The organism is Desulfobulbus propionicus DSM 2032 (assembly GCF_000186885.1).
Taxonomy (GTDB): Bacteria; Desulfobacterota; Desulfobulbia; order Desulfobulbales; family Desulfobulbaceae; genus Desulfobulbus; species Desulfobulbus propionicus.
On sequence record NC_014972.1, the window covers coordinates 109,008 to 121,337 of the forward strand.

Sequence of the window (12,330 nt, forward strand, 5' to 3'; positions counted from 1 at the left end):
CAGCAAACGGCGGGCCACTAAAAACAATCAAATGGAGCGAACAATGAAGAAGCGATTTGTAGCCATCAGTCTCACCTTGGGCTCGCTGGCCCTGGCCGGCGGAGCCCAGGCCGAAACCCTGGTTGTCACTCAGAAGGTGACCGTGGGCAGTAACACGACCGTGACCCAGGGGGATCAGAACACTGCTGCCATTCAGGCCATGAACGCGGTCAATACTCTCGGTACGCTCAACGGGACCAGCCAGAAGGTGGAGATGGGCACCTACACCCTGGGCTTGAGCCAAACGGGGGCGACAACAACCACTTCGTCCCAGGCCGCGAACACCGTCAAAGCCGACACCATAAGCGCAGCCTTTTCGCAGGAGGTGAACAGTACAGCCGCTGCCAGCGCCATCGCGCTGACCCAGTCGGCGCAGGGCGTAGCGAATGTCCAGGCCCTCAACCTGGCTGGTGCAACCACGGTCGTTGGCAGTTCGGGTGCGTTCGCCCAGAAAGTGACGCCGACCGGGGCCGCTGGCGACATCACCTGACCCAGGTCACCGCCACGGGAAAGGACAGTGTGCAGGCGGCCAACGTCCTGGCCGGCACAACTGTTACCAGTGCGACGCAGGCAGTGGATAACGACACCACCGGCGCGGGGGATATCACCCTGGCACAGGCCACTGGTACCAGCAACATCTCCCAGGCCGTCAATCACACCGAAGCAGGGACCATCACAGCCCTCAACCAGAACATCAACACCGTGGAGCTGGTGCTCGGTCAGACCGGCGGGAGCAAAAACTCGCAGGTGGGCAACCATGCCAAGGCCCTCACCAATGTAACGACTCTCGCTCAGCAGACGAAAGCTTCCCGCAAGATCGACATGGATCAGGTCACTGGTGGCGATGGCAATCTGCAGGCACTCAACGCCGCCGAGGTGACCAAGGTCAGCGGTACGGTCTCCCAGACAGTCAGCACCGGCCTTACGAACATCGATCTCAAACAAGAACAGCAAACAAGCAGCCAACAGACCGCCAACTACCTGACCTCTCCCGGCACCGTGGCCTCTGTCACCCAGGTCTCCTACTATAACAGCCCCAGAATAGCGACCCTGCTCCAGGACAACACGACTACCGCCCAGCAGGCCTTGAACTTCATAGAAATGACAGGTGGGGCTGATAAGCTCACCAAGGGAACCCAGACCGTGGGCCTTGCCACCCTGGACATGGGCCAGGGTGAGACGGGCGCCAACAGCGGCTCCGACCAGGCGGTGAACCTGCTCTTCTTGGACGACAACCTCGTCTTGGCAACGCAAACAGTGACAGCGGACATTGATCTCACCCAGGCAAAAGGCGCGGATAACACCCAGGCCGTCAACTCCGTCTCCGGTAAGAACATCACCACCAAACTGACCCAGACGGTCACTGGCGTCAGCGATAACATGACCCAGGGCGGCGATGGGGCGAGCAATAACTTCCAGGCCGGCAACTTCCTGGATGTCGAGTATGCGAATGGCACCATCGCTTCCGTCCAGCAGAACTACAACGCCACCACCTTAGCGCGCATGAGGCAGGATGGGATCACTTCGGGCGTGCAGGGGCTGAACGTGATCGACGCCTCGCGGTCGGGCGTAAAAGTGACCAGCGCGGACCAGAATGTGGTTGTACCGGCGCTGACCATGCGACAGGGGGAGAGCAAAGGGACTGCGACCAGCGTCCAGGCGGGGAACACGGTGCTCGCCGGATCCACCGCGGTTGGCGGCAAGGTTGATCAGGACGTGCTCGTCGCCACCACCCTGGCCATGACCCAGGCGAACGCCACCACATCCACCCAGGCGGCCAACTTTACCGGCAACCGGCCGCGGTAACCCACTGACCAGGAGCCCGCCCAGGGGGATCGGGGCTGGCGTTGTTGTTGTCGTGGGCGAGAGAACGAGCGCCGACACCCTGGCGTGGCCGTTGGCGGCCCGGGCGGCCTGGGAGACCCTGGCCGCGGAGGGGCGGCAACTCCTTCGCGAGGGGGCGCCCCCGGCAATCGCGGCCGACAACCGGAACGAACTGCACACCCTGGCCGACCGATTTGCCGCCCGGCGGCTGCCGGTCCTGCAGGCCTTGCTGGTGGTGTGACCACAGCCCGGGCCGAGCCGACGAACCTCACTCGAGAGACGACCATGCAGACCAATGCCGACCTGTGTTCCGTTCTTGAAAGCGAGACCGTCCCGACCGCGACGGATGGGGAACGCCGCGACCCACTGGGTGGTCCGCGGGTCATCCTTTACCTGCTGGTGGCCGACCTGTTACTCGTGGCCGCGGTCGGGGTGACCGCCTGGTGGCTGCTGCGCTAGGGGGGCAGGGCGCGGACTGTCGTCTTGAGCGGTGGCGGAGGGAACCACCGTTCATTCTGAAAGACGGAAGCCGTGCGCAAGAACCTCGGAGCCGACCCATCAGCATCGGAGGAACGGCGATCCAGAATGCCGCACAAGTCGGAGGTGGTCGCGGAAAAGAGAAAAAATTCAGAAAAAAAGGAGGATGGGAAAGGAGCCGGCTTGTTGCCAGCGGTCTACAAGAAACTAAAAAGAAAAATGTCGTCTCTGTTCTCTGCCTGGCATCGATGTTGCCTTAGCGCTGACAGAGAGAAACGACAGCAGGAGTTACATCACCACAACACATAGCACCAAACCCTAAAAAAGGAGCAAAGTATGAAAAAACGTTATGTCGCAATCAGCCTGACCCTGGGGTCGCTGGCCCTGGCCGGTGGAGCCCAGGCCGACACCTGGGACGTGACCCAGAAGGTGACCGTGGGCGCAAACACGACCGTGACCCAGGGGGACGGGAACACTTCCGCCACCCAGGCGATGAACGCCATCGACGTGGAGACCCTCAATGGCACCAGCCAGGCGGTTGAGATGGGGACTTTTACCTTGACCTTGACGCAAACGGGTGCGTCAACGGCTACTTCGAACCAGGCCGCCAACTATGTTCAAGCGGACACTATTTCTAAAGCCTTTTCGCAGGACGTGAACAGTGCGGCGGCAGCCAGCGCCATCGCGCTGACCCAGTCGGCCGTCGGCACTGCCAATATCCAGGCGCTCAACATGGCCGACGGCGGAACGGTTGGCAGTACGGGAATATTCTCTCAGGAAGTCACCCCTACCGGAGCGGCAGGCGACATTACCCTGACGCAGACCACTACAATGGGCGCTGACAGTGTGCAGGCAGCGAACTATATCAACGGCACGACCATCACAAGTGCAATCCAGACAGTCGACAACGACAACACCGGTAACGGGGATATTGCCCTTGTGCAGCCGATCGGGACAGGAAGCATCACCCAGGCGGTCAACTATGCCACGGCTGAAACCATCACCTCGCTTGCGCAGAATATTAAAACCGTGGATCTCGTGCTTGGTCAGGCCGGCGGGACCAGCAATGTGCAGGTGGGGAACTATGCGCAGGCCACTACAGTCGTTGATACGCTTCTGTCACAGAAGACTGACGCTTCCGGCATGATCGACATGGATCAGATCACCGCTGGCTCCGGCAATCTGCAGGCGGTCAATGCCGCGGATGTAAAATCGGTTACCGGCGCTGTCACCCAGGCGGCAACGACCGGCGCCACGAACATCAATCTTAACCAGAACAACCAGACTAACAGCCAGCAGTTCGTCAACTACCTGACCTCGACCGGAACGGTGGCCTCCGTCACGCAGGATTACCTGAATAGCGGTAAGACCGCCACTCTTGTTCAGGACATGGCTACCGCCTCACAACAGGCACTGAACGCCATTGAAATGACTGGTGGCGCTGACGTGCTGACCAAGGGAACGCAGACCGTGACCCTCGCCACCTTGAGCTTGAGCCAGGGGGAAACTGCCGATAACACGGGCTCCAGCCAGGCGGCTAACCTGCTTCTGTCGGGGAACGACATTGCTGAAGCGTCCCAGACAGTGACGGCGGATATCGATGTGACCCAAGAGCTGGGGACCGGTAACCTTCAGGCCGTTAACCTCGCAGCTGGCATTGACATAACCACCAGCCTCACCCAGACAATCAATGGTACATCCGATACTTTCGAGCAGGGCGGCACCGGCGCCGCAACCAACACCCAGGCTGGCAACTACCTGGATGTCGGCGCAACTGGTACGGTTAAATCGGTGGTACAGGACTATAGCGCGACCGCCTCTGTCCTCATGGATCAGGATGATATCACGAGTGGCGTGCAGGGGTTGAACGTTATTGACGCCTCGGCATCTGGCGTGACGGTGACCAGTGCGGACCAGAACGTCACCGTTCCCTCCCTGACCATGCACCAGGGACGGGACGTCGGGACGACAACCAGCGTCCAGGCCGGCAACGCGGTGATCACAGATGCCGTCGCCACCGGAGGCGCGGTCAATCAGGATGTAAGTGTCACCACCCTGGCCATGACCCAGGCGAATGGCAACAAATCCATCCAGGCCGCCAACTATGTCGGCTCCATGCCCAATTAACCTATTTTCTGGTACCAGCCCCGGGAAACCGGGGGGCTGGTGTTTCTGGTTTCGGGGAAGAGATGGCGGGCACCAGCTGGATCTGATTGAGCACCTGGCAATGGCCTGCGGAACTGAGGCCCCGTCAGTGGCTGGATTCAGGAGTATCACCGCCTCGCACCACGTGGCTCCACCGTCCTGCCCGGGATGTACAGCGGTGGGCGACAACAGTAACCGGCCGGAGGAAGGCCTCATGCACAATCAGTGGCGAACACGTCCACCGGCACCACCCGTGCCTGGTCGACGCCCATGGAAAACCATCAGCCGGTTGAAGGCCTTTGCGCTCGTGGTGGCAGTCGTGCTGCTCGCACCGGACCCGGCCGCCAGCTCGATCCGCAACCGGCTGTCCCCCTCCTACCCGAGCATCCCGCCGGACTACACCGTGCTGCAGCCTGGCCGTATGGTGGCCGAGGCCAAGGTCGATTTCCCGGCCTACTACGTCGACCGCACCAACGGCTTCCGGGTGACCGCCCCGGATGGCCGACAATTCGTGGTCGACAATGTCGAAAAGCCCAAATGCGCTTTCTACGGAACCTACATCAACAGCGAGGAGAACGCCCTCTCTAGTCCGGGCGCGGGCATGACCATCAACAGTTCCGTCTACGTGGGGGAGGTAAATTTTGAAAACTGCAGGTAATACGTTTCGTCGATCGGCCATCAGGGCAGGCGCCGTTCTCTGTGCGCTGGCGTTTTTGTCCGGATGCGCCAGCGAGTACCGGACCAAGGTCAGCACTGATTTCAAGGAGAAGCCCAAGGTCAGCCAGACGAACATGTCCGGCGCCATCGCCTGCATGGCCAACACCCTGCAGCACAGCGACACCGCCAGCGCCTACATCCTTTTGGTGCGCGACGTCAAGGACGGCACGGTCAAGGACAGCGACCTGACCGATGGGCCGCTGTCGGACGCCGGCCGGATCATGCTGCTCAACACCCTGAGCGAGCATCTCTATCCGCACGCCGGCCTGGTACCGGACACCTTTCCCTTCATCTACCTGGCAACCGGCCGGGAGGATGTTGGCCTGAACCGGTTCGGCCTGCCGTCGCCGGAGAACATGCAGCAGTTCCTGGGCATCTACGAGCCGATTATCCAGGCGGCGCGCAAGAAGAAGAACCTGCCGCCGGTGGGCAACATCGTGCCGCTGGTGATCAGCGCCCAATTTTCCCGCTTCGATTCGGACAACGCCGCCCAGGACGGCATCGCGCACAATATCGGCACCCGCACCAAGCAGCTGGCGGAAAACGAGGAAGATGACCGCTGGCGCAAGTTCGCCGGCGAGGCGAGCGTGGGCCTGACCTCCTCGGCCCGGTTGATCTCACTGGTCATCAACCTGATAGACCCGCGCAACAACTTGGTGGTTGCCTCGCAGTCGTTTGACCTGATTTTCTACCGCGACAACAAAACCTACCGCCTGCGCGCCGCGCTCGGCGAAGGCTACTACGGGTTCTCCAAGGACAACGTGGTGGTCGAAGGCGTACACAGCGCCCAGAAGCTGCTCCTCGACGCCGCCGCCCTGTGGATCCTCAACAAGGCCTACGGTGACCAGGAGCGGTTCGCGACCTGCTTCAGCCCGGAGGAACAGCAGGTGACCCTGTCACCGGTGGAGTTCCACCAGAAGAAGGAAGAACCGCCCACCGTGGGGAAAACGAAATGATCGGGTGGGGCCACACCTGGTGGATGGCGGCTGTGGTGGCTCTGCTGCTTTTCGCGGACGAGCCTGCCGCGGCGGACAGCTGGACAGTGACCCAGAAGGCGACGATCGGCAGCCCGACCATCCTGGCCCAGGGCGATAACCAGGGATCAACCCAGGCTATCAATGCCATTATGCTCGGGGACGGGGGGACGGTGGTCAAGGCGACGCAGACCGTCGAGGTGGCCGGCGGCCTGACCCTCAGCCAGGCCGGGGGCAGCGGCAGCCGCCAGGCCGGCAACCTGGTCGAGGCGGGAACGATCACCGAGGCGTTGCAGACGCTGTCCGCCGGCGCGACAACGATTGTGCAGACCACTGCCGGCGACGATAATTGGCAGGCCCTGAACATGGCCAATGCCACCGGAGGCGGTGGCGGTATCGGCTCGATCGGGCAGACCGCCACGGTCGAGTCGCTCAATTTCGCCCTTGCCGGCGGTGAAGGCAACCGCCAGGCCGGCAACCTCGTGACGGGATCCTCGGCCGGCAGTTCGATAACCCAGACGCTGACCTGCAGTGGCACGGTGACTTACGCCGACAACTATGTGATCGCCGGAGTGAATAACCTGCAGGCCGGAAACGCGGTGTTCGGGGGCACAAATGTCGCCAGTGTGACCCAGGCGTTCACGGCCAACGGTGTGGAGGTGACCGCACCGCCTGAAATCGATGGAGCCAACAACATCAAGGCTGCCAATTACCTGGAGACGGGCCATGGTTCGCCCGATCCCTGAGCTGCATCCGGTCTGGTCGGCCAAGACTCTCCGTGACACTTCGCCAGACGGCACCAAAGACAGGGGGCTCATGAACAGACGCTTCCTCCTCCTGATTGTTCTGCTGCTCCTGCTGGCCAGCCAGTCCGTTCTCGCGCAGGAACCGCCGCAATCCCTGCTCGACCGGCAGGTACGGTCGGTCTATTACGAGACCGACAGTTACGGCTCGCAGCCGCTGCGAGTCACCTTGGGTGAACTCATCAAGCACGGCCTGTTGCCTGGTGACTGGGACCTGGTAGCGGACACGGTGTGGCACTACATCGTCCCCACCGGCGACCACGGAGGTCGTGTGCGCTTCGAGTTCACGGTGATCACCGACCCGCAATGGCGCCACCTGTTCACTAACGAAGTAATTGTCACCGGCCTCCAGGTGGGGGGGCGGGACCTCCCCAGGCCGGAAATTTGGGCCGTTCTGCTGCCTTTGGCTGTCGAGGTGCGCGCCCGGGTACGCCTGCCTGCCGAGTCGCAGGCCTCCACTCTGGCATGGAAGGCGGTACTCAAACCGTAGCTTCTGCCACCGCAGTCACTGCCGCGTCAGGCATCACGAATGCTGACGGCACCTGCAAACTTCAGCCCCGGATGTCTCCGGGTCCTTGTAAGGAATCAGCATGGACAAGAGCGTATTTCTGAACAGACGCCGGCCAGAACGGCGCGTGCTCCTCTTCTTCGCCCTGCTTGCCGGCATCCTGGCCGGACCGTTTCAGGGCGAGGCGTCTGCCGCGGATGCGAAGGGCAATTTCGCGGTGCGCGGCGTTGGCTCGCTGACCTGTCCCCAGCTGGTCAGCTCCCTTACCGCCAAGGACGAACAGGCCAAGCGGGAGTCCATCCTCCTCTACATAAGTTGGATCGACGGTTATCTCAGCCACGTCAATCGGGGCGAGTCCGCTACCTTTGACATTGTCCCCTTCGTGCAAACCCAGGACATGCTGGCTGTGGTGCTCACCCAATGCCAGACGCGCCAGGACGTCCTGGTGGAAACGGTCCTCCTCCAGACCCTCGGCGCACTGGCACCGGCCCGGGTGCACACCGATTCACCCGTGGTCGCGGTGCGTGTGGGTAAACGCGAAGGCAACCTGCGCAAGGAAACCATTCTAGCCATTCAGAACAAGCTGATCGAACGAAATCTGTTCAAGGGAAGCGCCAAAGGAGAGTTCAACGACGCTTCGCGCAAGGCCCTGGCCGCTTTTCAGAAGTCGGTCAAGCTCGATGGAACCGGGTTCCCGGACGTCGACACCATTATTCGGCTGCTGCTCTCCTGATTTCCCGCACCAAACTCCCCTGCCCCTCCGTCCAGCTGGTGGGGCCACCTGTCACAACCCATCTATCAAGCATAGAAACATGAGAAATAATCTGCCCTGCGCCGGCGTCCTGATGGCCGCCATCGGACTCCTGATGGTAACCGTCTTGGTAGACGTGCAGGCCGACCCTCGCACGCGGACTATCGAGCGCGCCGAGAGCTACCGCCTCCGTGCCGAGGCCGGCGACGTCGATGCGCAGACCGAATACGGTTTTCTGCTGCTGGAAGGCATTTCGGTGGATAAAGATACACGTCAGGGGCTGCAGTTGCTGAAAAAGGCGGCTCGAAGGGGTTCGACCCGGGCCGCAAAACTGCTGGAACGACTGGAGGCGACCGGGCGCTACAAAGGGGCGGGTACTCAAACGCCGGCCCAGGTCGAGACCCCGGTCCAGGATATTTTGGCAGACGATTGCTGTGATGCTCCGGGGCAGGGCGCCAGTCTGAACGACCTTCAGCGCCAGGCCGAGCAGGGACTGGTACCGCGGCCATCGGTCCGTGAACAGCGACCTTGGCGGCCGCTGGCAGACCGCAACGAGTAGGACAACGCTTGGAAATCCATTCTCCTACGTGTGCCGGCCAACAAAAGGAGATAGTTAGCAGGCTCTTTCAGGTATGAATGGCTTCACTTTTCTGGCTGACAAGAACAAAAACCATGTTTGAAATGCTACAGCCTCGGGGATGACCCGCGCAACGTGGCCCGGTATAGGCAGCAGTACGGTCAGCGAGTATCTGCAGCGTGTCCGGATGGCCGGGCTCGCCTGACCTCTCCCGCAGGGGTTCTCCGACCGGGCCCTGAAACAGCTGCTCTTCCTGTGCCCATGCCGCGCGAAACTGCCTGCTTACTCTGATTTGCACCAGATCCACAAAGAGCTGCAATCACGGCGGGGCGTGACCCTCAACCTGCTGTTCTGAACAACTGGTTCTGCTCGCCCTGTAGCCGCTTCCTTCCGTGTCCTGCGAGCTGGCCCGCTGGAAAAAGCCCACGGTCTAGCTCGATTACCATGTAGAGGTTGAGGGCTACTACTACTCCGTGCCCTACCGGCTGGTGAAGAAACAGGTGGACATCCAGTACACCGCCACCACCGTGGAGTGCCTGTGTCGGGGCGAACGGGTGGCCCGATTCGCCCGTGGTCGCGGCTTTTGCCGGTAAACTCAAAGGGACAAGCTGCGACAGGCAACCGTGGTGGCTCTCCAGAACAAGCTGATCGATTGCATTCTGCTCAAAGAGAGCACTCCGGCGGATTCAAAGATGCCCGCGCGTGGTCCTGGCCGCGTTGCAGAAATGGGTCAAGTACGACGGGACTGGGTTCCCGGACGTCGATACGATCAAGCGGCTGCTACTTCCCGGGTCTTTCCAATCTTGCTGTCGACCTCCCGAAGCGGTACCGGTCCGTTGCGCACCGACTGGACCGGAAAGGCGACAGTTTCTTGCCACCCTTTCCCGCCACGTATAACGATCGGCGCATCTTAAAAAAATCTAGTTCATCCGGATATTACCACTCCTTCTAGCAGACTGTCGGACTTTCGGGAGCGAGGATCCGTAATGCACTGATTTTAGGTGTTTTTGTGTTTTCACCCCGCCCTAAAGCCAAACCGCAAAATAACGGAAACACGGTTAGTTGCAATACTTGACAGGCCAAAGCCCGACAGACTGCTAGCATCCATTAGCCACTCCCTGTTCTTTTGCCAAATGACAATGACCAAATAAAAAGCGCCGCAGTCCCCCATCAGCCGAGCATGTCGACCTGTTTCTGCACGGTCGCCTTGATTACACCAAGAAGATCAAAGTCTGCGGGCCGGGATGTGCCGCCAGCGACAAGACCATGCGGGTCGTCTAGGCGGCTCTGGCCGCCATGGGCGTTGACGTTACGGTGACCAAGGTGCAGGACTTTCAGGAATTTGTCTGATTGGGCGTTTTCACCACCTCGGCTGTGGTGATCGACGGCCAAGTCAGGTGTACTGGCCGGGTCCCGAAGCAGAGCGAAGTGGAGCGGTGGATCGGCTGACAGAGTCTTTCAACGGGCCGGGTGTCGGGATCGGCTGTCAGTGGGGGAAGAGCGTCTCGGCAGCGGCGATGACCTGGCCACTGGTAAAATCGTCCAGACCGCGGATGACCGTGTTGCAGGTTTCGTGCATCGCCTCGAGAAAACCGACGACGCTGTCACCATGAACCGCGATCAGGGCTCTCTGCACCTGAGGACAGAGGTAGTGGAGGCAGCGGGGTGACTTGAACAGCCTAAGGGAGCAGCCGCTTTCGGTGAGGCAGTGACAAGGACCCGGCGCCGGGATCATTCCCTGGCCCAGGGCATTGTCGTGCTCACGCCTTTGCAGGCCGGTGAGCACATGGGCCAGGTGGAGCGCGTCCTGCGTCGGCTGGGAAATGAGGATATCGGCCAGGGAGAGCAGGACGTGGTGTTCCCCGGTGCAGCAGCCCACCGGCGGCCGGTCGCACTGGTCGGCACAGAGCGTGCGGATCGTCGCCTCCTGTTCCTGGATGACGTCTAACTGGCGCACGTAGAGGGAATAGCCGATGGCCGCACGGCGGATGGTGTCCGGCAGCGTGCCGAGGTGACCGCTCAGCCGTTCGATTTGGTAACCGACCTGATCGTCTTCGAGAAAGGGGCAGGGAGCGACGGCCAGAAACTCGATGTCCGGCTGCACATGCCGGGTTGAATCCTCGGGCAGACTCTTCAGAAAGGTGTCGATGGGCATGGGGCCTCCTGCGGTGTTGAGGGGCCAGTCTCCAGCGGCGGACAGAAATGTCGGAACCCTTCTTTCCTCAGGCGCTGAACACGGTGGCGTGCCGGGTCCAACCGGCCGGGCTGTCGGTTTCGTAGAGCCCGCGTTGGCCCCAGCCGTTTTTTTTTGCCAGCACCGTGCGGATCACCCCGGCATCACTTCGGATTTGGCCCCTGCTGGCCAGGATGACCGCGGTGTCGATGTCACTCACCAGCGGCGAGGCGACCCGGGCGGTGCTGTTCTGCCAGTCGCGGAAACGAGTCCACCCATCGGACTGTTCGAGCACTTCGATGGGATAGCCCCCAGGCACGACCAGCATGACCCTGGCCTGCCGGCTCGGGCCGGAACGGATGCAGGTGCCGTACCTGGCGATGTTCTGGGCAGGGGCGGACTGGGCGGAGAGAAGCAGAAACTGGCCAAGGCCGGTGCGGAACAAACAGGATAGGCCGGTGGTCGTCATGATGCGCTCCTGTCGCAGAGGGGGCGGCATGTCGGGATCTGGTGCGGTCGCCCAAGGTGACGAGGTTGCCCCGGCTGTGAGGTTGTTCCGCCCGGTGACAGGCCACTACCCACCTGAAGCAACTTTCGGGCCGGAAACCGGCCTCGCTGCCGGTGGCCGGTGTCAACCTACTGTTCACAGGTCGTTTTCACTGGTTGCCAGGGAGAGGCACCACCGTGGTCGGGCCGGCAGCGGGCCGTCCACCGTCCTGCCCGGCGGGAAAATTCCTGCGCCACGCCACAGGTCGACCCGGTGCATCGGGGCGTCCTGGAGCCGGATGCGGCGGTTCTTCTTCCCTTGCCCGGGTGTGCGGCATAGGCAACCACCCCTGCCCGAAAAAAAGAAGGAGGGCTGACAGGACTCGCCTAGGTCGAGCGGAGCGGCTAAACGGCTGAAGAGAATAGCGTAAAACGATAAACGGGCCAGTTGCTATGGCAATTCATGGCCCGTTTGATGGCGGTGGGGGAGGGTTCGTCGGCGGTCGGAACTCAGTCTATGAGAATATTGTAGAGGACCACGACGGCGATGCAGACGAGGGAAGCGGCGTAGGTCAGCCAGAAGATGCCGGCGTCCGTCAGGTAGCGGCTTGGCCAAAACCTGCTCCTATGGCGTGGACGGCCACCAAGACTCTGGTCAAAAGAATCTATCTGATTTTCCTGGGATGTCATCATGACGTGATCTCCTGGGAAGGGCTGGAGGTGCCGAGCGAGTTTTTCCGGGTTCGCCGGGCAAGTCCTGGAGGGAGGGGCAGGCGGAAACATTCCGCCCGCCCCCTTGTTTCATTCCGAAAACGCACTCTCTCAGAGTACTCCTCAACAAGCCAGTATTGTGCCA

Annotated in this window: 16 protein-coding genes and 1 pseudogene; 13 read left to right on the forward strand and 4 right to left on the reverse strand. The window is 61.4% G+C overall.

The window, feature by feature from the left end; all coding sequences use genetic code 11:
• Positions 1-43: 43 nt before the first annotated feature.
• From DESPR_RS00505 to DESPR_RS18835, 12 genes and pseudogenes are all read left to right on the forward strand, one after another.
• The gene (locus DESPR_RS00505; RefSeq protein WP_015722843.1) at positions 44-529 is read left to right on the forward strand and encodes a hypothetical protein; all 486 of its coding nucleotides are present in this window, start codon (positions 44-46) and stop codon (positions 527-529) included.
• 29 nt (positions 530-558) lie between these two features.
• Positions 559-1,845 (forward strand): hypothetical protein, encoded by a 1,287-nt coding sequence (locus tag DESPR_RS00510; RefSeq protein WP_015722844.1) that lies wholly within the window; start codon positions 559-561, stop codon positions 1,843-1,845.
• A gap of 52 nt (positions 1,846-1,897) precedes the next feature.
• Entirely contained in the window at positions 1,898-2,104 is a 207-nt protein-coding gene (locus tag DESPR_RS00515) for a hypothetical protein (RefSeq protein WP_015722845.1), read from the forward strand.
• Between the two features lie 44 nt (positions 2,105-2,148).
• Complete coding sequence (locus DESPR_RS18135) at positions 2,149-2,322, forward strand: hypothetical protein (protein WP_015722846.1); 174 nt, start codon at positions 2,149-2,151, stop codon at positions 2,320-2,322.
• 354 nt (positions 2,323-2,676) lie between these two features.
• The gene (locus DESPR_RS00520) at positions 2,677-4,467 is read left to right on the forward strand and encodes a beta strand repeat-containing protein (RefSeq protein WP_015722847.1); all 1,791 of its coding nucleotides are present in this window, start codon (positions 2,677-2,679) and stop codon (positions 4,465-4,467) included.
• 232 nt (positions 4,468-4,699) lie between these two features.
• Complete coding sequence (locus DESPR_RS00525; RefSeq protein WP_015722848.1) at positions 4,700-5,143, forward strand: hypothetical protein; 444 nt, start codon at positions 4,700-4,702, stop codon at positions 5,141-5,143.
• Positions 5,127-6,158 carry a hypothetical protein gene (locus DESPR_RS00530; protein ID WP_015722849.1) on the forward strand — a complete coding sequence of 344 codons (1,032 nt, stop codon included), beginning with the start codon at positions 5,127-5,129 and terminating at the stop codon, positions 6,156-6,158. Before DESPR_RS00525 ends, DESPR_RS00530 begins: the two co-directional genes overlap by 17 nt.
• Positions 6,155-6,922 carry a hypothetical protein gene (locus DESPR_RS00535; RefSeq protein ID WP_015722850.1) on the forward strand — a complete coding sequence of 256 codons (768 nt, stop codon included), beginning with the start codon at positions 6,155-6,157 and terminating at the stop codon, positions 6,920-6,922. Before DESPR_RS00530 ends, DESPR_RS00535 begins: the two co-directional genes overlap by 4 nt.
• A 70-nt stretch (positions 6,923-6,992) precedes the next feature.
• Positions 6,993-7,469: a hypothetical protein gene (locus tag DESPR_RS00540; protein WP_169701482.1), complete on the forward strand. Its 477-nt coding sequence runs from the start codon at positions 6,993-6,995 to the stop codon at positions 7,467-7,469.
• A 100-nt stretch (positions 7,470-7,569) separates the two neighbouring features.
• Complete coding sequence (locus tag DESPR_RS00545) at positions 7,570-8,220, forward strand: peptidoglycan-binding domain-containing protein (protein ID WP_015722852.1); 651 nt, start codon at positions 7,570-7,572, stop codon at positions 8,218-8,220.
• 79 nt (positions 8,221-8,299) lie between these two features.
• A complete protein-coding gene (locus tag DESPR_RS00550; protein WP_015722853.1) occupies positions 8,300-8,797 on the forward strand; it encodes an SEL1-like repeat protein in 498 nt (165 codons plus the stop codon).
• 467 nt (positions 8,798-9,264) lie between these two features.
• Positions 9,265-9,408 (forward strand): annotated as a pseudogene (locus DESPR_RS18835) (Mu transposase domain-containing protein); the annotation flags it as partial.
• A gap of 577 nt (positions 9,409-9,985) precedes the next feature.
• Here DESPR_RS18835 and DESPR_RS18840 read toward each other — a convergent pair.
• A complete protein-coding gene (locus tag DESPR_RS18840) occupies positions 9,986-10,207 on the reverse strand; it encodes a hypothetical protein (protein WP_245529521.1) in 222 nt (73 codons plus the stop codon).
• On the opposite strand from DESPR_RS18840, the gene DESPR_RS18845 reads away from it, so the two are divergent.
• Positions 10,193-10,264 (forward strand): thioredoxin family protein, encoded by a 72-nt coding sequence (locus DESPR_RS18845; RefSeq protein ID WP_245529518.1) that lies wholly within the window; start codon positions 10,193-10,195, stop codon positions 10,262-10,264. The genes DESPR_RS18840 and DESPR_RS18845 overlap by 15 nt on opposite strands.
• A 37-nt stretch (positions 10,265-10,301) precedes the next feature.
• On the opposite strand, the gene DESPR_RS00555 is transcribed toward DESPR_RS18845, so the two are convergent.
• The 3 genes from DESPR_RS00555 to DESPR_RS00565 form a co-directional block, all read right to left on the reverse strand.
• Positions 10,302-10,970: a hypothetical protein gene (locus DESPR_RS00555; protein WP_015722854.1), complete on the reverse strand. Its 669-nt coding sequence runs from the start codon at positions 10,968-10,970 to the stop codon at positions 10,302-10,304.
• Between the two features lie 67 nt (positions 10,971-11,037).
• Entirely contained in the window at positions 11,038-11,457 is a 420-nt protein-coding gene (locus tag DESPR_RS00560) for an SH3 domain-containing protein (RefSeq protein ID WP_015722855.1), read from the reverse strand.
• Between the two features lie 527 nt (positions 11,458-11,984).
• A complete protein-coding gene (locus tag DESPR_RS00565; protein ID WP_015722856.1) occupies positions 11,985-12,167 on the reverse strand; it encodes a hypothetical protein in 183 nt (60 codons plus the stop codon).
• Between the last annotated feature and the right edge of the window lie 163 nt (positions 12,168-12,330).